22 protein-coding genes are annotated in these 23,327 nt (G+C 41.5%); 11 read left to right on the forward strand and 11 right to left on the reverse strand.

Features of this window, described 5'->3' with window-relative positions; all coding sequences use genetic code 11:
• Positions 1 to 32 precede the first annotated feature (32 nt).
• The 4 genes from OQ5_RS0115175 to OQ5_RS0115190 form a co-directional block, all read right to left on the reverse strand.
• On the reverse strand, positions 33 to 272 hold the full coding sequence (locus OQ5_RS0115175) for a DUF3820 family protein (RefSeq protein ID WP_016778298.1): 240 nt from the start codon (positions 270 to 272) through the stop codon (positions 33 to 35).
• An 18-nt stretch (positions 273 to 290) separates the two neighbouring features.
• On the reverse strand, positions 291 to 1,115 hold the full coding sequence (locus tag OQ5_RS0115180; RefSeq protein ID WP_016778299.1) for an aldo/keto reductase: 825 nt from the start codon (positions 1,113 to 1,115) through the stop codon (positions 291 to 293).
• Between the two features lie 69 nt (positions 1,116 to 1,184).
• Positions 1,185 to 2,714 carry a glutamine synthetase family protein gene (locus OQ5_RS0115185; RefSeq protein ID WP_016778300.1) on the reverse strand — a complete coding sequence of 510 codons (1,530 nt, stop codon included), beginning with the start codon at positions 2,712 to 2,714 and terminating at the stop codon, positions 1,185 to 1,187.
• Positions 2,715 to 2,833: 119 nt separating this feature from the next.
• Positions 2,834 to 3,454, reverse strand: coding sequence for an HAD family hydrolase (locus OQ5_RS0115190; RefSeq protein ID WP_016778301.1), 621 nt, complete (start codon positions 3,452 to 3,454; stop codon positions 2,834 to 2,836).
• Between the two features lie 744 nt (positions 3,455 to 4,198).
• Here OQ5_RS0115190 and OQ5_RS0115195 point away from each other — a divergent pair.
• Together OQ5_RS0115195 and OQ5_RS0115200 are read left to right on the forward strand one after the other, a co-directional pair.
• A complete protein-coding gene (locus OQ5_RS0115195; RefSeq protein ID WP_016778302.1) occupies positions 4,199 to 4,765 on the forward strand; it encodes a helix-turn-helix domain-containing protein in 567 nt (188 codons plus the stop codon).
• 23 nt (positions 4,766 to 4,788) lie between these two features.
• A complete protein-coding gene (locus tag OQ5_RS0115200) occupies positions 4,789 to 6,426 on the forward strand; it encodes an AMP-binding protein (protein WP_016778303.1) in 1,638 nt (545 codons plus the stop codon).
• Positions 6,427 to 6,620: 194 nt separating this feature from the next.
• Here OQ5_RS0115200 and OQ5_RS0115205 read toward each other — a convergent pair whose 3' ends face one another.
• The 3 genes from OQ5_RS0115205 to nspC all read right to left on the reverse strand — a co-directional run bounded on the left by OQ5_RS0115205 (position 6,621) and on the right by nspC (position 9,422).
• Positions 6,621 to 7,718 (reverse strand): ATP-binding protein, encoded by a 1,098-nt coding sequence (locus tag OQ5_RS0115205; RefSeq protein WP_016778304.1) that lies wholly within the window; start codon positions 7,716 to 7,718, stop codon positions 6,621 to 6,623.
• Entirely contained in the window at positions 7,702 to 8,049 is a 348-nt protein-coding gene (locus OQ5_RS23615) for a hypothetical protein (RefSeq protein ID WP_026055328.1), read from the reverse strand. The genes OQ5_RS0115205 and OQ5_RS23615 overlap by 17 nt, the downstream gene beginning before the upstream one ends.
• Before the next feature lie 230 nt (positions 8,050 to 8,279).
• Positions 8,280 to 9,422, reverse strand: coding sequence for a carboxynorspermidine decarboxylase (nspC, locus tag OQ5_RS0115215; RefSeq protein ID WP_016778306.1), 1,143 nt, complete (start codon positions 9,420 to 9,422; stop codon positions 8,280 to 8,282).
• Positions 9,423 to 9,755: 333 nt separating this feature from the next.
• Here nspC and OQ5_RS0115220 point away from each other — a divergent pair, with 333 nt between their 5' ends.
• The 3 genes from OQ5_RS0115220 (at position 9,756) to OQ5_RS0115230 (ending at position 11,547) form a co-directional block, all read left to right on the forward strand.
• Positions 9,756 to 10,334 carry an NAD(P)H-dependent oxidoreductase gene (locus OQ5_RS0115220; RefSeq protein ID WP_016778307.1) on the forward strand — a complete coding sequence of 193 codons (579 nt, stop codon included), beginning with the start codon at positions 9,756 to 9,758 and terminating at the stop codon, positions 10,332 to 10,334.
• Between the two features lie 117 nt (positions 10,335 to 10,451).
• Positions 10,452 to 10,973, forward strand: a complete 522-nt coding sequence (locus OQ5_RS0115225; RefSeq protein ID WP_016778308.1) for an RNA polymerase sigma factor — start codon at positions 10,452 to 10,454, stop codon at positions 10,971 to 10,973.
• The gene (locus OQ5_RS0115230) at positions 10,960 to 11,547 is read left to right on the forward strand and encodes a hypothetical protein (protein WP_016778309.1); all 588 of its coding nucleotides are present in this window, start codon (positions 10,960 to 10,962) and stop codon (positions 11,545 to 11,547) included. The genes OQ5_RS0115225 and OQ5_RS0115230 overlap by 14 nt, the downstream gene beginning before the upstream one ends.
• Positions 11,548 to 11,746: 199 nt before the next feature.
• Here OQ5_RS0115230 and OQ5_RS0115235 read toward each other — a convergent pair whose 3' ends face one another.
• Entirely contained in the window at positions 11,747 to 12,940 is a 1,194-nt protein-coding gene (locus OQ5_RS0115235) for a saccharopine dehydrogenase family protein (protein ID WP_016778310.1), read from the reverse strand.
• A 375-nt stretch (positions 12,941 to 13,315) separates the two neighbouring features.
• Between OQ5_RS0115235 and OQ5_RS0115245 the strand changes: the two genes are divergently transcribed.
• Entirely contained in the window at positions 13,316 to 14,368 is a 1,053-nt protein-coding gene (locus tag OQ5_RS0115245; protein WP_255297578.1) for an endonuclease/exonuclease/phosphatase family protein, read from the forward strand.
• Here the strand turns inward: OQ5_RS0115245 and cobO are convergent.
• From cobO to OQ5_RS0115260, 3 genes are all read right to left on the reverse strand, one after another.
• Positions 14,365 to 14,871 carry a cob(I)yrinic acid a,c-diamide adenosyltransferase gene (cobO, locus tag OQ5_RS0115250; RefSeq protein ID WP_016778313.1) on the reverse strand — a complete coding sequence of 169 codons (507 nt, stop codon included), beginning with the start codon at positions 14,869 to 14,871 and terminating at the stop codon, positions 14,365 to 14,367. The two genes, OQ5_RS0115245 and cobO, sit on opposite strands and share 4 nt — an antisense overlap.
• Positions 14,872 to 14,987: 116 nt before the next feature.
• The gene (locus OQ5_RS0115255; RefSeq protein ID WP_016778314.1) at positions 14,988 to 15,734 is read right to left on the reverse strand and encodes an MBL fold metallo-hydrolase; all 747 of its coding nucleotides are present in this window, start codon (positions 15,732 to 15,734) and stop codon (positions 14,988 to 14,990) included.
• Between the two features lie 447 nt (positions 15,735 to 16,181).
• A complete protein-coding gene (locus OQ5_RS0115260) occupies positions 16,182 to 17,471 on the reverse strand; it encodes an aminotransferase class I/II-fold pyridoxal phosphate-dependent enzyme (protein WP_255297579.1) in 1,290 nt (429 codons plus the stop codon).
• 251 nt (positions 17,472 to 17,722) lie between these two features.
• Here OQ5_RS0115260 and OQ5_RS0115265 point away from each other — a divergent pair, with 251 nt between their 5' ends.
• From OQ5_RS0115265 to recN, 5 genes are all read left to right on the forward strand, one after another.
• Complete coding sequence (locus OQ5_RS0115265; protein ID WP_016778316.1) at positions 17,723 to 18,523, forward strand: outer membrane protein assembly factor BamD; 801 nt, start codon at positions 17,723 to 17,725, stop codon at positions 18,521 to 18,523.
• A 24-nt stretch (positions 18,524 to 18,547) separates the two neighbouring features.
• Entirely contained in the window at positions 18,548 to 18,886 is a 339-nt protein-coding gene (locus OQ5_RS0115270; RefSeq protein WP_016778317.1) for a DNA-directed RNA polymerase subunit omega, read from the forward strand.
• 97 nt (positions 18,887 to 18,983) lie between these two features.
• Positions 18,984 to 20,186 carry a bifunctional phosphopantothenoylcysteine decarboxylase/phosphopantothenate--cysteine ligase CoaBC gene (gene coaBC, locus OQ5_RS0115275; RefSeq protein WP_016778318.1) on the forward strand — a complete coding sequence of 401 codons (1,203 nt, stop codon included), beginning with the start codon at positions 18,984 to 18,986 and terminating at the stop codon, positions 20,184 to 20,186.
• Between the two features lie 2 nt (positions 20,187 to 20,188).
• Positions 20,189 to 21,088 carry a DUF4835 family protein gene (locus tag OQ5_RS0115280; protein ID WP_016778319.1) on the forward strand — a complete coding sequence of 300 codons (900 nt, stop codon included), beginning with the start codon at positions 20,189 to 20,191 and terminating at the stop codon, positions 21,086 to 21,088.
• Positions 21,089 to 21,096: 8 nt separating this feature from the next.
• On the forward strand, positions 21,097 to 22,752 hold the full coding sequence (recN, locus tag OQ5_RS0115285; RefSeq protein ID WP_016778320.1) for a DNA repair protein RecN: 1,656 nt from the start codon (positions 21,097 to 21,099) through the stop codon (positions 22,750 to 22,752).
• The last annotated feature ends 575 nt before the right edge of the window (positions 22,753 to 23,327 follow it).

Raw genomic sequence — 23,327 nt, forward strand, 5'->3', positions numbered from 1 at the left:
CATCGTAATAGATAATTTATGAATAATGCAGGCTAATAATCTTTATTGTATTTCAATGGTTTTAATAGATATTCGAGTCCGTTGAGTCTTATCTCATACATTGTTCCCAAGAGCATACCCAGTTTTCCTGTGGGAAATCCTTTTTGCGACATCCAAACCAGGTAATGTTCGGGTATATCACAAATCCTGGAACCCTTATACCTGCCGTAAGGCATCCGTGATGAAACGAGCTCTGTCAGGATTTTCGGATTTAAAAGGGGTGGTTCTTCCATCTTTTTTTGTTTGCAAAATCAGATATTGTCGGGATGGGGGCCAAGTCGTTCATCTCGATCCAGTGAATCAATGCGGGCCATATCCTCATCCGAAATTTCAAAATCAAAAATATCGGCATTAGATTCTATGCGATCTTTATGGACACTTTTTGGGATGGTAACCACTCCTTTTTGGAGGTCCCAGCGCAGTACAAGCTGTGCAACACTCTTATTATATTTCTCTGCAAGTTCTTTCAGCAGATCAATTCCGAAAATTTTCCCCTGCATCAAAGGGCTCCATGCTTCGTATTGTATGTGGTTGGTCTTGCAGAAATCGAGAAGCGGTTGTTGAACAAGTTTTGGATGAAATTCCATCTGATTCACCATAGGTTTTATCTTCGCCGATTGCATCAGGTCTTCCAGGTGGTGTTGCATGAAATTACTAACACCGATGGCTTTTATCCTGCCTTCATCATACAATGTTTCAAGAGCACGCCACGTTTCCTTGTATTTTCCTTTAACAGGCCAGTGAATGAGATAAAGATCAAGATAATCGGTTTGTAATTTTCTGAGCGACTGATTAAAGGCATTGATGGTAGAATCATACCCCTGATCCGTGTTCCATACCTTACTGGTGATGAAAATTTCCTTGCGTGGCATCGGGTGGGTCTTTATTGCTTCTCCCAGTCCGTCTTCATTTTCATAAAACGAAGCTGTATCCACATGCCGGTAGCCGGCATCCAATGCCCAGTGCAACGCCTTTTTTATTTTACTGTTAGGGGTCTGAAATACGCCAAGTCCGAGGTATGGCATTTTTGTACCATTGGCAAGCTCTACTGTTCCTTTAATGTTCGTTATTTTCATAATAATATCTTTTTTATCCGTCTAACAAACAAAAACGGATGATGTTCTATATGCCTTTGTGAATATTTTTTACTGGCAGTGAATATATTTAATAACCAGTTCCCTTTCTTTATTTTTATCAGCAGAGATTTCCTCCCTGATATTAATATCATTATAATTTTTGAGTTTGTCGATGGTGTGGGTGATGATCATTCGTGGAAATACGCCGCTTCCGATGAATATATCCCTTTTCGAATCAAGTCTTTGAGCCGATTCAAAGCACGACGATGGAAGCTGGTTCAGGTTCTTGAAGTCGGATGTATGGAAAATGTTTCCTTTCACGTAGAGTGCTTCGGCTTTTTCCAGTGCATCGGGCATAGTTAGTCCATGCACGGCGGCGACCAACAATCCTGCCATGGTGAGGTGTATATTGGCGCTGCCGTCGGGAACTCTGAATTCGAATGTTTGAAGATTGTTTATTGTAGCGTGGTTGTCGTTTTGCATTCCCGGATTAACAACACCTGCCATATCCTTACTGCCCGACCATCCGAGTGGTATCCTTACAAGCGCCGAACGGTTTCTTTCTCCCCAACAAATATATGTAGGTGCTTCCTGATTGGGGACAAGTCTCAGATAAGAAGTGGGTACGGTATTTCCAAATGCCGTTAGTGCATCAGCCAGGTCAAGAATGCCAGCGATGATCTTTCTTGTGGCAGGACTTACCTGCTCATCTTCCATGACAATATTTTGTCCTTCTTTGAGCACCATCATATGAAAATGCAATCCGTTGCCTGCTTTTCCTGTGCTGATTTTCGGGGCAAAGCTTATTTCAACACCTAATTCTTCTGCCAGCATTCTTAGAATCCATTTGGCAATAAGTATCTGGTCGGCTGCAATATCCGGTCTGGTGGGCAGAAATTCTATCTCATGTTGTTCGAACGATTCATCACCTCTTGTGAAATTTCCTACTTCGGAATGACCGTATTTAATTTGACCTCCACATTCCGCAATCAGCCGGAGAGCTTCTTTACGCATCCATTCGAATTTGGCAAATGGTTGCGACTCATGGTAACCTTTTTGGTCGGTAGCGGGGAAAATACTGGCTGTTGAACTGTTTACATAGTATTCCAACTCTCCCAGCATTTTCATTTCCAGACCGGTAGATTGTGTGAAATAACGCGATGCCTTCCTGAGAATATTTTCAGGAGATGGTTCAAGCAAGTTCCCGGTATGATCGAAAAAGGAACAAAGTATTTCCAGCGACGGCATATCGGAGAACGGATTCAAAAACGCAGTGTGATATCGTGGAACCACATAAAGATCACTGCTTCCGGTCTCCATGAATGAAAACAAACTTGAGCCGTCCACTCTTTCTCCGAAAGTTAAAATTCTTCTGAGATGATCGAGGCTGTGAATAGCAAAATTGAGGGTTTTCAGACGCCCGTCTTCTCCGGGATATCGAAAGTTTAACAACCTTACATTATTTGCCGACATATAGTTGATGATATCCTCCCTGGTGAAGTTTTCCGGCTCCTTTTTCAGGAATTTGACCAGAGGATTGGGGCTGAAATCGAAATGCTCTTCCATAATGCTCTCCTTAAAGTTTAAAGCCAAAGTCATCTATGTTCCATTCCTATAAAACGATAAGACGGACATAACAATGGCTTCCGTTTGTTGTGACTAACTTAAGCAATAAGTATCACTAAAAAGATGAGGAACATCAGAAAGAATGCAATTTCTTACTTGATTTTTATCAGCGACTGTCCGGTTGTTACTTCGTAATAGTCTGTCACATCTGTAACCATCATTCCGGCGTCGCGGGCTGCTTTCATTCCAAGTATTCCGTCTTCAAAAACCTGGCAATACTCTGGTTCTACCTTCATGAGTCGGGCACATTTCAGAAAAGTTTCCGGATGTGGTTTGGGATAGGTGATATCATCAGAAGTGATAATAATATCGAAATATTTGTCCATCCCAACCGTTTTCAGTGTTTCTTCTGCTACTTTGCGCTGACCTCCTGTACCTACCGCCATGGGCAACAGACCGTGGTATTGACGGATGATTTCGGCAACAGGTTCGATGGGCCTGATTTGCGACAGAGTTGCCCTGAAGAGTTCTTCTTTTTCTTCACCAACTTTTCGCGGATCCATATTGGTGCCAAACATTTCGTTAAGCTTTTCAACTGTACCGTACAGAGGAATGCCGGCAAGTTGATTAAACAGGTCTATGGTAAAGTCTATGCCGTGTTTGCTGCATGTTTTGCGCCAGGCAATAAAATGGGCTGGCATAGTGTCGGCAATGGTGCCGTCCAGATCAAAAATGAGTCCTTTTGCTTCGGGATAAACCGGAATGTTATGCATGATTTTTTATTTCACTATTCGGTTAAAATTTTGCAATACGTTGTAAGCCTATTATTTTGGCCTGATAAGGATTGCATATTAAAATACTGTTTATTAAGGTTATATGACCCAATTTGAGTGATACCTCGCAAAACTCTTATCGCTTAACTTAGATTATGAATCATCTTACATCAAAAAATCTAACGAACTATTGTATTTCAATATTCCGTTAAACTTTTACAGATGTCTGGTAAGGTAGAGACGCCCAATTTGGGCGTCTCTACCTCTCATAATTAAAACTTTGCGTCATTGCGTACTGTGCGTTTAGGCTATTTTTAACTGACTATTGGAATTATTTGAAGGTGCGAAAATAGTGAATTTTTCCGTATAAGATAAGTTTAGTTATTGCTCATTTAAGGGCAATTAACAAGTTTTAGACAGCATTTCTTACTTTCGATCCATAATAAAAACGCATAAATTGTTGTGTATTTTGTTAAAAAACCCTTTTTTTGGTGTCGATTTAATGGTAATAGTTCGTTTTTTTTGGGGGGAGTGCTAACCTGAATATTTTATGTTTTAGTGCGTGTCTATAAACTCGCAAAAATTTTTATAATATGTGTGTCTGTTCAGAAAGTGCCAGTTGCAAGGCTTGCGAAGCCGCCAAAAACGGAGTTTACCTTAGTAAATGAGTATTATGGCGGCGAGCGTAACGCAGCAAATGGTACTTTATGGACAGACACTATTTAATCATCTAACAATCTTTTTATGAAACCCGGAGAAAAGATTAAATTACAAAGAACGGAAAAGGAGCTCGGATTGCCGGAAGTGGCAGAACGTGCCGGAATCGACGAAAAACAGTTGGCCGGAATTGAATCCGGTAAGGTGGAGCCGTCGTTGGGTACACTCATTAAGCTTGCCAGGGTATTTGGTGTCAGACTGGGTACTTTCCTGGACGATCAGCAGGAAAAGGGTGTTGTTGTCACCAAAAAAGGAGAAAACACACCTTCGGGAAGCATGAATGCTACCGGAACAAACGAGGTAGAGAATCTGGCTTTTTCATCTTTGGCTTGCCAGAAGAGCAACCGTCATATGGACCCGTTTCTCATTGAGGTATTTCCTGGAGATGAAGTATCCGGACAAAAATTTTCGGCTCATGAGGGTGAAGAATTTATTTATGTGCTGTCGGGAAGTATTGAAGTGGCATATGGTAGAGAAACGCACCGGCTGGATGAAGGCGACAGTATTTATTACGATTCAATTGTGGAGCATCGGGTCAGGGTATTGAACAACGAAAAGGCACTTGTTCTGGCAGTCGTTTATTTACCGGTTTAGTACTATCTAAAAGATTTTTCACTATGTCATTTCAACCAATAGAAGATACTTTAGGCGATTTGCTTGAAAAGTGGGCCGGGCAAATGCCGGATCACGACTTTATGGTTTATCCCGACCGGGGGCTTCGGTTTTCTTACAGCGAATTTAACGAGAGGGTGGACAAAATGGCCAAAGGGCTTATCGCCATTGGCGTTCAGCCCGGTGATAAAGTGGGTATCTGGGCCAATAATGTGCCGGACTGGACCACTTTGATGTTTGCTACTGCAAAAATAGGGGCCATACTTGTTACCATAAACACCAATTATAAGCTGGCAGAACTTGAATATCTTATAAAGAATGCCGATCTGAACACACTTTGTCTTATCGACGGTTACCGAGACAGCGATTATGTGGATATGGTTTTTCAGCTGGTTCCGGAACTGAAAACCAGCCAGAGAGGTCATCTCAGAAGTGAGAAATTTCCTGAACTTAGAAATGTTGTTTTTCTGGGCCCTCAGAAACATCGTGGGATGTATAACACTCCTGAACTTCTTCTCCTGGGCCATCATGTTGATGAGGAGGTGTTGGTAAAGCGTAAACAAGGAGTAAATTGCCACGATGTAGTTAATATGCAATATACCTCGGGAACAACCGGTTTTCCTAAGGGCGTAATGCTGACACATTATAATATTGTTAATAACGGTCAGGGTGTTGGCGATAACATGAAATATACACCTGACGACCGTTTGTTGCTCTGTGTTCCGCTTTTTCATTGTTTTGGCTGTGTTCTCGGTGTTTGTGCAGTTATTACGCACGGGGTGAGCATGGTTATTACCGAAGATTTTGATCCGCTAAGGGTTTTGGCAGCTGTTCAGAAGGAAAAATGTACTTCCATTTACGGGGTGCCGACCATGTTTATTGCGGAATTGAATCACCCGATGTTCGATATGTTCGATCTTACGTCGCTGCGTACAGGGATAATGGCAGGCTCTCTTTGTCCGATCGATACAATGAAGCAGGTGATGACCAAAATGCATTGCGATGAGATCATTATTGTTTACGGTCTGACGGAATCGTCGCCGGGAATGACTACCACCCGGACTTTCGATCCACCGGAAATAAGGGCTACAACTGTAGGAAAGGAACTGCCCGGCGTGGAAGTTAAAATTGTTGATCCTGAAACAGGAGAAAAGCTCGGGCCTAATCAGCAAGGCGAAATATGTTGCCGTGGCTATAATGTGATGAAAGGGTATTACAACAATCCGGAGGCTACCAGGAATGCTATAGATGAGGATGGATGGCTTCATTCGGGTGACCTGGCAGTAAAAACCGATGAAGGATTTTACCAGATTACCGGTCGAATTAAGGACATGATTATCCGGGGCGGGGAGAATATTTATCCGCGTGAAATAGAAAATTATATATACAATATGCCAGAGGTCGAAATGGTTGAAGTTGTCGGTCTGCCCGACGAAAAATATGGTGAAATTGTTGGCGCTTTCATTAAATTAAAAGAAGGAAAATCGCTGACTGAAGAAGGGGTTCAGGACTTTTGCAGGGGACAGATTGCTCGTTACAAAATTCCAAAGCATGTGTTTTTTGTGGACGATTTTCCAAAGACCGCCAGTGGAAAAATACAGAAATACAAACTTCGCGAGATGGGAGCTGAACTGATACAATAATCAGAAACACAAAACCAGGAACTCTGAATCCGGAAGCAAAAATATTTATGAGTGTGGTATAAAAAGACATATTTTTGTCAAAACCAAGGCGTTTTAAATTTTTTGTACCGGAGTTAACCCGTTGTTAATGAGGATACAAAAATTTAAAACAACACAGAGTTTGGCAACAAAGATGCTTTTTAGACCTCGCTCATTTATATACTGAAATAAAAACAGGTACCTTTATTGGTTTCCGATTCGAACCATATTTTTCCACCGGAAAGTTCTACGATCTTGGAGGCAATGGTAAGTCCTACTCCGATTCCGGGATAAAATTTTGAGTTGTTTGGTGCTCCTTTTTCAAACGCATTGAAGATGATTTTTTGTTTTTCGGGGGGAATTCCAACACCGGTGTCTTTTACATAAAAGACGGTTTTCTCGTTTTCATCCAGATAGCAGCCGAAAGTAACAGAGCCCTGATCGGTAAATTTTATTGCATTATTGACCAGATGTGTCATTACCTCCTTCAGATAGGGGAGATTGGTCTTAAAACGATGGTCTTCGGGCAGGTTCATCGAATATGAAATCTGCAAATGCTCTTTCGTATAATTGGTCAGGGTCTTGCGGGCTTGTGACAGTATTTCACGGCAAAGGGTGTCCGGTTCAACATCGTGTTGGCTTTGTGGAATAAACTCTCCGGACTCGATTTGTGACAAATGCAAAAGTGAATCAACCAGATGAAGAAGCTCGTCGGTTTTTGCGTGCAAAAGCGCTGCAAAATTTTCTTTGTCTTCGTTCGAGATATCCGAATAGATCAGTATTTCCGAAAGTCCCTGGATAGCATTCAGCGGTGTTCGTATCTCGTGTGATATGTTTCGGATAAATTCCTGCTTAATTTTCTCGGGAGAAGAATTTTCCTTTTCTTCCTGTTTCTTTTTTTCGCACTGCCACTTTTGAAATGTACCTACGAACTTATCCTGCGAAAGCACGCCATAAAATTTTTGATGGCTGTCTACTACAGGCAAAGCAGGTAGGTTGGTCGATGAAAGCAGGTTCATGGCCTGGTCGATGGTGGAGTCGGGCGAAATACAGGGTTTCGGTAACAGGCAATCGGCAACAAGCTTTTTCTTCCGGGCCAAAACATCGGGAACGGTCAGCATTCCCACGTATTTGTCGGTTTCTTCCATTACGATGAAGAAGCGTTGATGGATCAGTTCGTCTTCAATTTCGTTGATGCCTTTTAGTGGTAAAGTTTTTGGGTAGTTTTGCTCAATGTAAGGTTCGATTAGCATGGTCTTATATTTCCAAATCAATAGTATCGTAATCGATTTTTAACTTGAAATCTACTCTGAGGATTTCGGAAGGCGAAATATAAGGAAAAACTTTCTTTTTTAACATCTCTAAAACCCTTTCTATTTCAATTTTTTTTAAAATATTCCGGTTTATGTATATGGCTTCAACTTTTGGGTCGTCAACGTCGATTGTTTCAAACTCGTTGGGAACAAGTAATTCAAAGAGTTTTGAGATGCCAACTTTTCCCTGGGGAGATTTTTTACCGATAACAAGAATATCTTCGAAGGGAGGAAATTTTATTTCTTCAAATCCCAATTTTATTCTATATCTGAGTGTTGTGTCCTGAAACATGTATGAAATTGTTTTTTCTTTAAAAGTATTAAGTTTATTTCTCTTTATCAATAACTTTTTGCAACTTTTTAATTGAAAATGTAATTTATTGTTTATGAATAAATTGGGAAAATTTGGTTGCGGCGAGTTGTTTTTATATTTACGGTAGAATATGTATCGATGTTTCAGAATAAATGAGAAAAATATTTTGTTTGTTTTTAATTTGCATTTAGTCAGATTGGTTCTTCGGCTCATCCCATTCTGGATTTATAGTCTTCATAGCCAAAATTTCTGATTATTCTCATCCCGTTTTTGTCATTCCAGAAGGCGATAGCAGGATGTGGTACCCCGTTGAACATGGTGGTTTTCACCAGGGTATAATGGATCATGTCTTCAAACACAATCCTGTCGCCGGGTTTTAGCGGATTATCAAAACTCCAGTAACCGATAAAATCGCCTGCCAGGCAACTGTTGCCTCCCATTCTGTATGTGGGGAGTCCTTTAACCGGCTCGTTATGGGCACCTCTTATTCGCGGTTTGTAAGGCATTTCCAGGCAGTCGGGCATGTGCGCTGTGAAGCTGACATTAAGAATGGCTGTTTGAATCCCGTGGTTTTCTACTATATCCACAACTTCCGACACCAGTACACCTGTTTCCCATGCAAAGGCGCTGCCTGGTTCCAGAATGATATGCAGGTTCCATTTCTCCCTGAATGTTTTCAGTGTTTTGATAAGGTGCTCTACATCATAATCTTTTCGGGTCATCAGATGGCCGCCACCCATATTAAGCCATTTAATCTGTTTCAAATGATCGCCAAATTTATACTCAACATTTTTCAGGACTTTTTCCAGTTCATTGCTTGATGATTCGCAAAGGGCATGAAAATGAAGGCCCTCTATGCCATCGGGTAATTTTTCCGGCATTTTTTCGGCTATGATGCCAAGGCGTGAGCCTGGTGCACAGGGATTATATAAATCGGTAGAAACTTCTGAATACTCGGGGTTAATACGTAAGCCTGCCGAAATATGTTTATCATGAGAAATGAGCATCGGTCTGAATCTTTCATATTGCGCCACGGAGTTAAAGGTAATATGGCTGCTGTATTGCATTATTCCGGGAAAGTCTTTTTCAGTATATGCCGGACTGTAGGTGTGTGCCGGACTGCCCATTTCCTCAAAAGCCAGGCGGGCCTCATGGATGGAACTGGCTGTGGCGCCCGGTATATATTCCCGGACAATTGGAAATGCCGGCCATAATGAAAACGCTTTAAAAGCCAGGATGATTTCAATTCCGGCCCGGTCGCGGACACTTTTTATAAGTTCAAGGTTTTTGCGCAATAAAGCCTCGTCCATAACATAAGCAGGCGAGGGCACCTGATCGATATTAATGCTCATTTTGCTGTTTTTATTAGTAGATGACAAATATAGCAGAGAATTGTTTGTTGACAAATGAGGGGTATTTTAGAATATTAGTGCTAATTTGCATAATTTCAATGCCAGTCTGTACATGGTTGTAAAACCATAAAGCAAGCAGCAAATCTTTCATATTAAAAACTTTGCGTCATAGCGTCTCTGCCTTTAGACTTTTCTTAACAGACTATTGTGTATTTTTATCAAACTAAAATGAGCACCCAATGAAACGAGCATGGCAAGGTTTACCACAGTAAGAATATGTTTAAGTGCTTGTATGCGAGTTCCATTCGACCTTAATAAACAAATTTTATACGAATGAAAAACATTCTAATCATCAATGGTCATCCTGACAAGAACAGTTTGTGCCATAGTTTGGCAGAGAGTTACAAAGAAGGATGCGAAACCCAAAATGCGAATTGTACTTTGGTAAATCTTGCTGATCTTCATTTCGATCCCATTTTACATTACGGTTACAAGCAGAGAACCGATCTGGAGCCCGATCTGCTCAAAATGCAGGAAGCCATTTTGAATGCGGATCATCTGGTTTTTGTTTACCCCACCTGGTGGGGAACCTATCCCGCTTTACTAAAAGGTTTTTTCGATCGGGTTTTTCTTCCCGGTTTTGCTTTTAAATATCGCGAGAATTCCCTCTTCTGGGATAAATATCTCAAAGGAAAGTCAGCGCGGCTTATTGTGACAATGGATACTCCCAAATGGTATTACTCTTTGGTTTATAAGAGTCCCGGGCATAACTCTTTGCGAAAAGGTATTTTGGAGTTTTGTGGTATCAAGCCGGTTAGAATAACTGCATTTGGACCGGTGAAATCTTCCGCCGATAAAAAACGGCAAAAATGGCTCAGCCAGGTCAGAAAACTTGGTGCTGAGTTAAGATAAATGCTGAAATTTGTGACTTTTTAATTCCAAATGTTACTAATACGATAAAACGTGTACACGAAGATAAAAGAATCCTGATATTTATCGTTTTATTAATCGAAGTCACCTAACGAAAAAATGACAGATGAGGCACATAAAGAGCAGTTTCTGAAAATTATGGAGGAGAATATCAGAATCGTTCAGAAAATTGCCGGCGTTTATACCAGGAATGCCCATGACAGGGAAGACCTTATAAACGACATTACTCTTGAACTATGGAAATCGTTCAGGAATTTCAGAGGAAACTCAAAAGTATCTACCTGGATGTATCGTGTGGCATTAAATACGGCCATGAATTATCAGCGCAAAAAGACAAGAGATAAGGTGTTTTTCTCCCTGAATGATTTAAAAGCGGAACCTGTTGGCTGGCTTTCTGAAGATAATCATTCGGAGAAAACAGCGTTGTTGAATCGCTGTATTGAAGAACTGGATAAATTGAATAAAGCCATCACATTACTCTATCTTGACGGTAATTCTTATGAAGAGATTTCTGTTATCACCGGAATCTCCAAAACCAATGTGGGGACAAGAATGAGTCGTATCAAAGAACAATTGAAGAATTTGGTAAACCAAAAATCAAAAAATTATGGATTTAAATGAATTACAGACCATCTGGCAACAATATGATACGGATTTGAAAGAAAACACCCGGATAAATAAAGAAATTCTTAAGCAGGTGCTTCTTGCCAAGCCGGAGAAGAGAATGTCAAGGGAAAAAATAAAAGCAGGGATTAATTTGCTCCTTCCCATTATTCTTGTGCTCCTGGTATTGATACCCAATGTGCAGGTTCGGGCAACGATAGAATTTTATAGTGGAGCTTTACTCTTTGGCATTGTTTCTTCAACTATTTATTATTGGTCAGTTAAGTATTATCTGCTCATTGGAAAAATGGATTTCTCTGAATCGTTAACCAGCATAAAGAAGAAGGTTAAACAGATTAAAAAGTATAAGATTAAATTGAAGAAAGTAAGCTATATCTTAATGATCCCAGGAATTGTCGGTATTTTTCTGATGGGTGGGTTCCCGTTGTTCTCTACATCATCTGTTTTTCCGGTTACTCTGATTGTATTGGTAATGCTTTTTTCCGTTTACCTGACATTCAGGTATTCCGTCGGGGAGCATTTTCGAAAACTCAATCAGGAAATAGAGGCGCTGGAAAAGTTGGAAAAATAGGAATCTGAAAATTATTCGGGACATTCAGGCAAAGAGACAATGAGGCTGCCCAAAAATAAGCCATCGTTGTTAGCCAGGTAACGAGGAAAATTTCAAAATATTGACTTTGAGATTCTTCACTGCGTTCGGAATGACAAAAACATTCTTTTTGGACAGTCTCTCTATCCTCTAACATCTATCCTCTAATCTAAGCACCTGCCTACAATTCCAGATCCACATCATGCAACTCATGCCATGGCAATCCCCGTTGGTTCAACTCTTTCATAAAAGGGTCGGGATCAAACTCTTCCACATTGAATACACCCGGTTTTTTCCACAACCCTTTGAGGTACATCATGGCTCCGATGGTTGCCGGTACGCCCGTTGTATAGCTCACAGCCTGGGTTCCGGTTTCTTTGTACGCTTCCTGATGATTGCAATTGTTGTAGATGTAATAAGTCTTTTCTTTCCCGTCTTTCAATCCTCTGATTCGGCAACCTATCGATGTTTGACCTTTATAATTTTCACCCAGCTCTCCCGGATTGGGAAGTACGGCTTTCAGGAATTCAATGGGAATGATATCCACACCTTTATATTTTACCGGATCGATTCGGGCCATACCAATGTTTTGTATTACCCGCAGGTGGGTCAGATACTCCTGGCCAAAAGTCATCCAGAATCGTGCCCGTTTCAACGTCGGGAAATTTTTCACGAGCGATTCCAGTTCTTCATGATAAATGAGGTACGACTCTTTAGGTCCGATTTCGGGATAATTCAGTGGTTTATGAATTTCGTGCGGTTCGGTGGTGACCCACTTGCCGTTTTCCCAGTATTTACCTTTCTGTGTAACCTCCCTGATGTTGATTTCGGGATTGAAGTTGGTGGCAAAGGGCTTACCGTGATCACCTGCGTTGCAATCCACTATGTCGAGATAATGCAACTCATCAAAATGATGTTTAGCCGCATAAGCTGTAAAAATGGAAGTAACTCCGGGGTCGAAACCGCATCCCAAAATGGCTGTCAGCCCTGCTTCTTTGAATTTGTCCCGATAGGCCCACTGCCATTTGTATTCAAATTTTGCCTCATCTTTCGGTTCATAATTGGCCGTGTCGAGATAGGCAACACCGGTTTCCAGGCAGGCATCCATGATAGTAAGGTCCTGATAGGGGAGAGCTACATTGATAACAATATCAGGCTTAAAGCTGTTGATTAGTTCTACCAGTTCAGGTACATTGTCGGCATCAACCTGTGCCGTTTGGATGCGTTTGTCTCCGATTTTTTTGGCAATAGCATCGCATTTGCTTTTTGTGCGACTGGCCAGCATAATCTCCGTAAACACTTCAGGTATTGCAGCCGCCTTGTGTGCCACAACAGTGCCGACTCCGCCGGCGCCGATTATCAATACTTTACCCATTTTCAGATTTTAATTTATGGTTTGAAAATACCTTTTTTAATTAGTGTCTGTTCATAAAAAGTACCATTTGCTGTGTTATGCTCGCCGCCAAAATACTCATCCCGAAGTAGCTTTTGTAAGGTTTTTCTTAATGAAAAACCAACAAAAAGCACATTCGGGACTCCGTTTTTGGCGGCTTCGCAAGCCCCCGATTATATCGGGGCAGGCATTGCAACCGGCACTTTCTGAACAGACACACATACTCTAAATTTTTTTGCGAGTTTATAGATACTTAATAATTATGGCAGCAAAGAAATGAATTTTTTTAATCTCCCTGCCGCATAGGTCGATTAATATAGCAATTTTATATTTTTACTGCGAATTTAAATCGTTAAAATGATGAGCAGTTTAATTAAATGCGCGATTGCCGTTGCGATGATGACCACCGTTCTATCCTGTAGTACCGGTGTGGAACAGCGTGTTGTGGGTTTTTACAATCTTGAGAACTTATTTGATACCATTGATGCCCCCAATGTCAGAGATGAGGAGTTTACTCCCGAAAGTGAAAAACAGTGGGATGCCAACCGTTATCAACGTAAATTGCAGAACATGGCTTCCGTGATTGCCGGCATTGGCGCAGCAGAGGGAGTTGGTGCTCCCGATGTTATGGGGCTTTCTGAAATGGAGAATCGTGGTGTTTTGGAAGACCTGATCGCCACCGATCGTCTTAAAGCGTTCGATTACCGGATTATCCATCAGGATTCACCGGATGAACGCGGTATTGATGTGGCCCTTATATATCGTTCAGGGGTTTTTAAGCCTGAAGTTGTCAATTTTGTGCCGCTTTTGATTAAAGATGAAGAAGGAAACAGAATTTATACAAGAGACCATCTTGTTGTATCGGGCAATTTAGACGGTGAAAAGATTCATTTTATTGTAAACCACTGGCCCTCACGTTATGGCGGGAAAGAAAGAAGCATCCCTTTGCGAAGAGCGGCTGCCGAACGTACCCGTTCTTTGGTAGATTCCATTCATGCAGAAGAGAAAGATGCCCGTATTGTGGTGATGGGTGATTTGAACGATGATCCGGTGGATGTGAGTGTTAAAAAATATCTTAGAGCCGGGGTAACTCCCCAGGAAGCAGGTAGCGACAGTCTTTTTAATGCCACGGCACCATTGTTCTTTGAGGGGCGTGGGACATTATGTTACCGCGATTTCTGGAATTTGTTTGATCAGATCATTGTTACTCCCAACCTGATGAAGCCGGAATCAGGGCATCATTATATTGTTAAAACAGAGATTTACGATAAGCAATATCTGAGGCAACAGGAGGGAGATTATAGCGGTTACCCCTATCGTACCTTTGTAGGAGATTGGTACCATGGAGGTTATAGTGACCATTTTGCCAGCTATATTGTACTGAAGAAAAAGAAGGGATTTTTATTTTAAAACTCAATCCCTTTCCGCGCTTTTACACCATTTTGATAATAATGTCTGATCTCTTTCATTTCGGTAACGAGGTCAGCTTTTTCGATGAGTTCAGGTGGGGCGTACCGACCTGTGATGACCAGTTCGATATTTTCAGGCAAATTTTCAAGCATCGCAAGGACTTCTTCCAGACTAAATAATTTATAGTATAATGCGATGTTTAATTCATCCAGTACCATCATGTCGTACCGGCCCGATTTGATTAGCTCTTTTACTTTATGCAAACCTGCCTGGGCGGCTTTGTAATCTTCAGGTTCGGGATCCCTTTTGATGAAACACTTCCGGCCAAAAAGCTGATGATCAATTTGCGGTATTTGCCCATTGATGATCGTTACTTCGCTGTAAGCCATTCCTTTAACAAACTGGCCAAAGAATATTTTTTTACCTGCACCTGCGGCTCTAATCATGAGTCCCAGGGCAGCCGTGGTCTTGCCTTTTCCGTTGCCCGTGTATATGTGTATCATGTGGGTAAAGTTAGGGAAAAGTTAGCAAGGGGCAAGGGGCAGAGGGCAGAGAGCATGGGGTAAAGCGCATAGAGCTAAGTGCTGACTCAATCCTCAACCCTCAATCCTCAACCCTTTTATTGTCTGAACCGGACTTCAATACCTGAAACATTTTCCATTAACTTAGAAAATTTCCCGGTATCTGTTTCGCCCATTTTGTAGTGGTATGGAAACAGTATATCCGGTTCCACCATCAGGGCTGCTTTTTTACACATTTCCGGACTCATTGTGTAGGGGAGGTTCATGGGCAAAAAGGCAATGTCAATTTCTCCTAGGTCTTCCATTTCCGGAATGTTCTCGGTGTCTCCGGCAATATAAACACTGGTATCTCCGAATTCCAACACATAACCGTTGCCCCGGCCCCTGGGATGATAGGCTGTGCCATCATCGCGTTTGTGAACGAGGTTGTAAGCCGGTACTGCCTTTATTGGGATATCCAGAACGGTTGTCTGGTCTCCGTTTTTCATGATCCTTCCTTGTTGTAGAGAATCATAGCCGGCCTTATTGATGATGATTTGGGTGTTATCTTTCGAAATCAGCTTGATGGTTTCGGTATCCAGATGGTCGCCATGCTCATGGGTAATAAGTATCAGGTCAGCTTTGGGCATGTTTGAATAATCGCCCATTTTACCGAAGGGATCTACATGTATGACTTTGCCATTAAAAACAAAATAGAGCGATGCATGGCCAACATGAAATACTTCCAGAGTACCAGCCGATGTCTGGAATGTATCTTTTTGAGGAGACTCTGCTTTTGAATTTGTGAATAAAACAAACAGCATAGAAAACACTGCCAGTACCACTTTAAAAATATTTGTTTTCATATTTATTAGTTTTTGATTATCAACATATTCCTTTACAAGCTATCAATAGTCAGTTAAAAATGCCGAAACGCAGAGACGCAATGACGCAAAGTTTTATTATGAAAGGGTTGTGGTTTGTGTAATAAATTTTGTAAACAATTAACTATCAGATGCCTGTAAGAGTTTAACAGAGTTTTAAGCTATAGAAAAACAAAATAATCCTTAAAATGTTGTCAACAGGGTTTTTGCAAATATGAGTGTGGTATAAAAAGACATATTTTTGTCAAAATCAAGGCGTTTTAAATTTTTGTACCGGAGTTAACTCGTTGTTAATGAGGATGCAAAAATTTAAAACAACACAGAGTTTGGCAACAAAGATGCTTTTTAGACTACACTCAAATATCAAAAAAGGCGCTCCTTATAAGAAGCGCCTTTAAAATATTAGAAATACTTTAGGATGTCAAGTATTTACGACAAGCTTGCAATTTTATCGCTTTGGTATTTACCAGCTTCAAGTTTTTCCTTGATTTCCGAAAAAGCCTTGACCGTAAAATCGACATCTTCAAGAGAATGAACTGCCGTAGGGATCAGTCGCAGCATGATTTGTCCTTTAGGGATAACCGGGTAAACCACGATGGAGCAGAAAATATTATAATTTTCACGCAGGTCCATTGTCAGGTTGGTAGCTTCGGGAACGGTACCGTTCAGGAAGACCGGAGTCACCGGAGATTCGGTATGTCCAAGGTTGAAGCCAGCCGACCGCAAACCTTTCTGAAGCGCTTTTACTACCGTCCACAAGTGTTCCCTGAGTTCAGGATGTGTTTTCAGCAACTCCAGTCGCTTCAATGCGCCAATGACCATAGGCATGGGCAGTGATTTGGCGAAGATTTGTGAGCGCATGTTATAGCGAAGATATTGTACCACATCTTCCCGGCTTGCTACGAATGCACCAATGCCGGCCATCGATTTGGCAAATGTCCCGAAAATGACATCCACCTTGTCGGTTACTCCGTAATGCTCGGCTACTCCTGCACCGGTCTTACCCATGGTGCCAAAACCATGTGCATCGTCAACCAGAATACGGAATTCAAACTTGTCTTTAAGGGCAGAAATTTTATGAAGATGCCCGAGGTCACCTGCCATACCAAAAACACCTTCAGTGATTACGAGGATACCACCACCTGATTCCCGGGTACGCCTGGTAGCCATGGAGAGCATCTTTTCACATCTTTCGATGTCGTTATGCGGAAATACGAAACTCTTGCCACCTTTTGCTTTGTGAAGAAAAATGCCATCCATAATACAAGCATGACATTCCGAATCGTAAACAATAACATCGTTACGGCCTGCCAACGTGTCAATGATGGATACCATGCCCTGATAACCATAGTTGAGAAGATAAGCATCTTCTTTTCCTACGAAGTCGGCCAGAGCGGCTTCCAGTTCCTCATGTTTACTGGTATGACCCGACATCATACGTGCTCCCATCGGGTAACCAAGCCCCCAGTCTTTTGAAGCCTGACCATCTGTCTCTCTTACTTCGGGGTGATTGGCCAAACCCAGGTAATTGTTTAAACTCCATGTGAGTACTTTCTTACCCCTGAATATCATGTGGGGATGAATTTCTCCCTCCAGTTTGGGAAAAGTAAAGTAACCGTGGGCGTCTTTGCCATATTGGCCAAGAGGCCCCATGTTTTCGCTTATTTTATCAAAAATATCCACTTTACTATAGCTTTTTAGTTTTAATTTTGAGGGCAAAGGTAATGTTTTTTGTTTATTTTGATTCGTGTGTTCCAGTCTAAATCTTTTCTTATCGCCGATGCAGTTTATTTTATTTCTCTTACTTATCAGTGGCCCGGTTTTTGATTAAAATCAGGAATAGAAAAAACCTGTTCGTGGAAATTTATATTTCAAAGTAAAACCTGTATCTTTGCACGGAATTTTGCGGTTATATTTAGGTAAAAGAGTTAACCGTAAACCTGCAAATGCACAAAAAGCGCATAGTTACGATGAGGAAATTGATTGTTCTGACGGCCCTGGTATTATTGGCCTCATGTAGTGAATATCAGAAAGTATTAAAAAGTACCGATTACGACCTTAAGTATGAAAAGGCTCTCGAGTATTACGAGGAAGAGGACTATATGAGGGCTTCTACTTTGTTGCAGGAGTTGATTTCAGTCTTCATGGGTACCGACAGAGCTGAAGAGGCTCATTACAAGTATGCCTATTCGCTCTATAATATGCGCGATTATATTAGTGCCGTTCATTTTTTCAGGGAATTCGTGAAAAAATATCCGAACAGTGAATACGCCGAGGATGCCCAGTTTATGGTAGGAGCCTCTTATTATCAACAATCACCGAATCCAAGACTGGATCAAACCGATACTCATAATGCCATCGAAGCGTTCAATCTTTTTATGAATCTGTATCCAAACAGTCCGAAGGTTGAAGCCGCCAATCAGATGGTTGAAGAAATGCGTAATAAACTGGTATATAAATCATACCTGAACGCCAAATTATACTACAATCTGGGAACTTATCTTGGCAATAATTATCAGGCTGCCGTTATTACCGCCCGTAACAGTCTTGACGAATTTCCCGATACCAAACACCGTGAAGAATTATCTTTTTTGATTCTGGATTCATTATACATTCAGGCGATGAATAGTGTTCCCGAAAAAGAAGAAGAGCGCCTGAGACGAACTTTGGATGAATATTATGCCTTTATTAACGATTTTCCTGAAAGTTCTTACATGAAAGAAGCCAACAAGATTTTTGAAGATGTTACGAGGATGTTAAAAAAATATTAGTATTTACATAAAATCGCTATTGCAATGGATTATAAAAAGTCAAATGCGCCTTTGACAACTGTTACCTGGGATACCGATCAGATGTCGTCGCGGACAGGTAACATTTACGAGACCGTGATGATCATCAGCAAAAGAGCCAACCAGATTGGTGTTGAGATGAAAGAGGAGCTCAACAAAAAATTGCAGGAGTTTGCTTCGTATACAGATAATCTGGAAGAGGTATTTGAAAATCGCGAACAAATCGAAATATCAAAGTTTTATGAGCGGTTGCCAAAACCCTCTCTTCTTGCAGCCCAGGAGTTTATTGAAGGAAAAATCTATTACCGTAATCCTGCGAAGGATAAGCAGGTTGAGGAAGAATAGAGCGTTGTTTTCTATCCATTCGATTTCAGATAGTCCTCCGAAAGTTTATCGCATGTTTATAACCTCATAGTTGCATTTCAGGTAAGGAGACGGATTTATGCTTAAAGGGAAAAAGGTAATCTTAGGAATTACAGGAAGCATTGCAGCCTATAAAGCTGCCTATCTTCTTCGTCTCCTGGTAAAGGAAGGTGCTGAGGTTCAGGTTATTATTACACCTGCAGGAAAGGAGTTTATTACTTCTGTAACGCTTTCCGCTTTATCGGGGAAACCGGTTCTTTCTGAGTTTTTCGAGAACGCGGATGGTACATGGCACAGTCATGTTGATCTGGGGTTATGGGCCGATATTATGGTGATAGCGCCGGCATCGGCCAACACAATGGGGAAGATGGTCAACGGGATTTGCGATAACCTCTTGATTACCACCTATTTGTCGGCCAAATGTCCGGTTGTAGTGGCACCGGCCATGGATCTGGATATGTATGCACATCCTGCCAATCAACGAAATATTGACTTGCTTCGTAGCTTCGGTGCGCACATTATCGAGCCTGCTACCGGAGAACTGGCCAGCGGTCTGGAAGGAAAAGGGCGGATGGAGGAACCGGAGATAATCGTTCAACGTATCACCGAAATTTTAGCGGCAGAAAAAAAAAAGTCGTTGAGCGGTAAAAAGATTCTGGTTACGGCCGGGCCTACCTACGAAAACATTGATCCCGTCCGCTTTATCGGAAATTATTCATCGGGGAAAATGGGATTCGCGATTGCTGAAGAGCTGGCACATAGAGGTGCCGAAGTTTCTCTGGTTGCCGGTCCGGTAAATCTGAAAATTTCTCATCCTTCTGTTCACCGGATGGATGTTGTGTCTGCCACAGAGATGTTTGATATCTGTCGCAAATTGTTTACTTCTTGCCATGCCGCCGTTTTTGCAGCAGCGGTTTCCGATTATGCACCATCCGATGTTTCGGCAGAAAAAATGAAGCGAAGCACTGAAGACTTAACAATTCATTTAAAGGCCAATCCCGACATTGCTGCAGAGTTGGGGAAAACGAAAAAGACGGGTCAGGTTACTGTGGGATTTGCTTTAGAAACCAATAATGCAGAAAAGAATGCCCGGCAGAAACTGGTGCGAAAAAATTTTGATTTTGTTGTTCTGAACTCTCCGAATAATGAAGGAGAAGGTTTTATGGGAGATACCAATCGTATTTCCATCATTCATAAAGACCATAAAATTGAAAACTTTCCGTTAAAGAGTAAACGGGCAGTTGCCGTCGACATAGTTTCGGCACTGGAGAAAATTCTTTGAAGATGAGATATCTGGCATTCATCTTTTTCGCATTTCTGTCATTAATTCCTTTGCATTCTCAGGAGTTACGATGTGCAGTACAAGTAGTCGCTCCTTCGGTACAGGGAACCAACCGAACCATGTTTCAATCATTGCGCGAAACGATATACGAATTTATGAATAATCAGCAATGGACGAATCATGTTTATCAAACATCCGAACGGATTGAATGTACCTTTCATTTTACAATCGACGAACTTATTGGTGTTGACAGATTTAAGGGTTCTTTGCAAATTCAGGCCAGACGACCGGTTTTCAATTCTGCCTATTTGACCACTACGCTGAATTTGAAAGATGATAATATCGATTTTGAATATGGCGAATATGAGAGCCTGGTGTATAACAAGAACAATATTGAATCCAATTTGACAGCCATACTGGCCTATTATGCCTACATTGTTTTGGGATATGATTACGATACCTTCAGCCCCGAAGGGGGAACGCCCTATTTTCAGGAAGCTGAAAAGATTGTGAGTATGATGCAGAATACCAGAGAGACCGGTTGGAAACAATTTGAGAGCAGACAGAACCGTTATTGGCTTGTAGACAATCTTCTTGAAGAAGACCATCAGCCTTTGCGTGAGTTTTATTATGAATACCACCGTAACGGACTGGATTTAATGCACGAAGAACCGGAGGAGGCACGTTCGCATATTGCCGGCTCCTTAAAGTTGTTGCGTGATGTTTATCGTCGCGAACCCAGCTCTTATGCTTTGCAGGTTTTTTTTGATGCAAAACAAAAAGAACTGATCAACATTTTCTCTGAATCATTTTCAATGGAAAAAGCAGAGGTTGTTAATATTCTTTCTGAAATCAATCCGACCAATGCCGATGCTTATCAGGAAATGCTGAAAGACAATTAATTTTTGTTATGCTGAGATCATTGTCTATAAAAAATTATGCGCTTATTGACGAGGCCCGCATTGAATTTGGACCCGGATTTACCGTTATTACCGGCGAAACCGGTGCGGGTAAATCCATCATGCTTGGCGCTTTGGGACTTGTTTTGGGGCAACGAAGCGATGTGTCGGTAATTGGTGATAAAGAAAATAAATGTGTCATTGAGGCGGTATTCGATATTTCCAATTACGGATTGCAGTCGCTTTTCCGCGATGAGGATGTCGATTTTGATGAGGAAGCTCTTCTTAGGCGCGAAATTCTGCCATCAGGAAAATCCCGTGCTTTTGTAAATGATACACCGGTCAATCTGAATTTTTTGAAATTGCTTTCCGACCGCTTGATTGATGTTCATTCGCAGCACCAGAACCTTTTGCTCGGGGACAACCATTTTCAGCTGAATGTGGTAGATACAGTTGCTTCTAATCAATCTGAAAAAGAAAATTACACAGAGGCATATAATACTTATAAGCGTCTTACAAAGGAAAAGAAAAAACTTGAAGAGATGAATGCCCGGCAACGGGAGGACCAGGATTACTGGGAGTTTCAGTTTAAACAACTCGATGATGCCAATCTAAAGGAAGGGGAGCAGTCAGAACTCGAACAGGAACTGGAACAGCTAACACATGTTGAAGAAATAAAGACAGCTCTTTCGCATGCGTCGCAGTATCTATATGAAAGTGAACAGCCAATGGTTCAGGAGTTATTTCACCTGGTCGAAGAATTCAGAAAAGTAGCTTCCTTTTTACAGGGGGGCGTGGAGTTGTTAAATCGTATGGAGTCGTCTTATATTGAACTAAAAGATATAGCTGAAGAAATTACAGACCGGGGAGCAGATGTTGAATTTGATCCTGCCAGACAGGAAGTTGTGCAGGAGCGACTTGACCTGATCTATTCGCTTCAGCAAAAGCATCATGTGGATTCGGTAGAAGCATTGATTGAAATAAAGGCAGACCTGGCAGGCCGTCTTGAAAAACTGGCCTCTTTTGATGAAGAGCTTGCAAAGCTCGATAAACAGATAGGCGAAGCTCTGGGCGAACTTGAAAATCGTTCCAAAGTTCTGACCAAAACCCGTGAAAGTGTCTTCAGGCAAATAGAACAAACCGTTCAAAGTCAGCTGCGCGAACTTGGAATGCCGAATGCACGCTTTGCTGTGCGCAACAACAGAGTGACGGAGTATGGGCCCAACGGTCAGGACAATGTGTCTTTCCTCTTCTCAGCCAATAAAAGTGGAGAACTGACCGACATCCCTAAAGTTGCTTCCGGGGGTGAAATATCGAGGGTAATGCTCTGTGTTAAATCGCTTTTGTCATCAGCAAAAGGACTGCCAACAATTATCTTCGATGAAATTGACAGCGGTGTTTCTGGCGAGATAGCCGACCGTATGGGCCGCATCATGCAGGAAATGGGGCGCAATATACAGGTTATTAGCATTACACACCTTCCGCAAATTGCCGGTAAAGGCAATTATCATTTCAAAGTTTTCAAAACGGAAACCGACCATCAAACCATTTCATCCGTTAAGTTGTTAAGTAAGGACGAACGTCTGGCTGAAATTGCAGGAATGCTTAGCGGTGCCAGCGTGACCGATGCCGCCCTCGAAAATGCACGGGCATTGCTGGAGAACTAAATGTCGTGAAGCCGGGGCATTGACCGGTTTCTGATAATAACAACCCTTTGTACGCATTTTATTTTGCGTAGAGTGCAATCTATTTTTTTCCAGGTCATTAATGATGTATGAGCCCGGTCTAAAAAGCATCTTTGTTGCCAAACTCTGTGTTGTTTTAAATTTTTGCATCCTCATTAACAACGAGTTAACTTCGGTATAAAGATTTAAAACGCCTTGATTTTGACAAAAATATGCTTTTTATACCGCACTCATGTATTTTCAGATTTGTAAGGCGGTTCAGATTTCTTAACCCGCTCTAATATGTGTTTTTCCATAAACTCGCAAGAATTTTTACCATATGCGTGTCTGTTCAGAAAGTGCCAGTTGCAAGGCTTGCGAAGGCGCCAAAAACGGCGTTTTACTTTTCGTAAATGAGTATTTTAGCGGCGAGCGTAACACAGCAAATGGCACTTTATGGAAAGACACTAATATTTATTATATTTCGGATTTGGTGGTCTTAAGGGTCTAATTTAGAAATGTTTGAATTATCCTTAACCTGCTTTATTCATAAGTTTTCGTCATGAGATGTTCAAATG

It is taken from the genome of Anaerophaga thermohalophila str. Valhall (assembly GCF_000250735.1).
In the GTDB taxonomy this organism is placed as follows: domain Bacteria; phylum Bacteroidota; class Bacteroidia; order Bacteroidales; family Marinilabiliaceae; genus Anaerophaga; species Anaerophaga thermohalophila_A.

Bases quoted from the DNA above. Each gene is read 5' to 3' on its own strand.
- OQ5_RS0115270 (WP_016778317.1), top strand. From the start codon at position 18,548: ATGGATTATAAAAAGTCAAATGCGCCTTTGACAACTGTTACCTGGGAT.
- OQ5_RS0115255 (WP_016778314.1), bottom strand. From the start codon at position 15,734: ATGAAAACAAATATTTTTAAAGTGGTACTGGCAGTGTTTTCTATGCTG.
- OQ5_RS0115195 (WP_016778302.1), top strand. From the start codon at position 4,199: ATGAAACCCGGAGAAAAGATTAAATTACAAAGAACGGAAAAGGAGCTC.
- OQ5_RS0115265 (WP_016778316.1), top strand. From the start codon at position 17,723: ATGAGGAAATTGATTGTTCTGACGGCCCTGGTATTATTGGCCTCATGT.
- OQ5_RS0115200 (WP_016778303.1), top strand. From the start codon at position 4,789: ATGTCATTTCAACCAATAGAAGATACTTTAGGCGATTTGCTTGAAAAG.
- OQ5_RS0115245 (WP_255297578.1), top strand. From the start codon at position 13,316: ATGATGAGCAGTTTAATTAAATGCGCGATTGCCGTTGCGATGATGACC.
- OQ5_RS0115175 (WP_016778298.1), bottom strand. From the start codon at position 272: ATGGAAGAACCACCCCTTTTAAATCCGAAAATCCTGACAGAGCTCGTT.
- OQ5_RS0115190 (WP_016778301.1), bottom strand. From the start codon at position 3,454: ATGCATAACATTCCGGTTTATCCCGAAGCAAAAGGACTCATTTTTGAT.
- recN (WP_016778320.1), top strand. From the start codon at position 21,097: ATGCTGAGATCATTGTCTATAAAAAATTATGCGCTTATTGACGAGGCC.
- OQ5_RS0115220 (WP_016778307.1), top strand. From the start codon at position 9,756: ATGAAAAACATTCTAATCATCAATGGTCATCCTGACAAGAACAGTTTG.
- OQ5_RS0115235 (WP_016778310.1), bottom strand. From the start codon at position 12,940: ATGGGTAAAGTATTGATAATCGGCGCCGGCGGAGTCGGCACTGTTGTG.
- OQ5_RS0115230 (WP_016778309.1), top strand. From the start codon at position 10,960: ATGGATTTAAATGAATTACAGACCATCTGGCAACAATATGATACGGAT.
- cobO (WP_016778313.1), bottom strand. From the start codon at position 14,871: ATGATACACATATACACGGGCAACGGAAAAGGCAAGACCACGGCTGCC.
- coaBC (WP_016778318.1), top strand. From the start codon at position 18,984: ATGCTTAAAGGGAAAAAGGTAATCTTAGGAATTACAGGAAGCATTGCA.
- OQ5_RS0115280 (WP_016778319.1), top strand. From the start codon at position 20,189: ATGAGATATCTGGCATTCATCTTTTTCGCATTTCTGTCATTAATTCCT.
- OQ5_RS0115185 (WP_016778300.1), bottom strand. From the start codon at position 2,714: ATGACTTTGGCTTTAAACTTTAAGGAGAGCATTATGGAAGAGCATTTC.
- OQ5_RS23615 (WP_026055328.1), bottom strand. From the start codon at position 8,049: ATGTTTCAGGACACAACACTCAGATATAGAATAAAATTGGGATTTGAA.
- OQ5_RS0115180 (WP_016778299.1), bottom strand. From the start codon at position 1,115: ATGAAAATAACGAACATTAAAGGAACAGTAGAGCTTGCCAATGGTACA.
- OQ5_RS0115225 (WP_016778308.1), top strand. From the start codon at position 10,452: ATGACAGATGAGGCACATAAAGAGCAGTTTCTGAAAATTATGGAGGAG.
- nspC (WP_016778306.1), bottom strand. From the start codon at position 9,422: ATGAGCATTAATATCGATCAGGTGCCCTCGCCTGCTTATGTTATGGAC.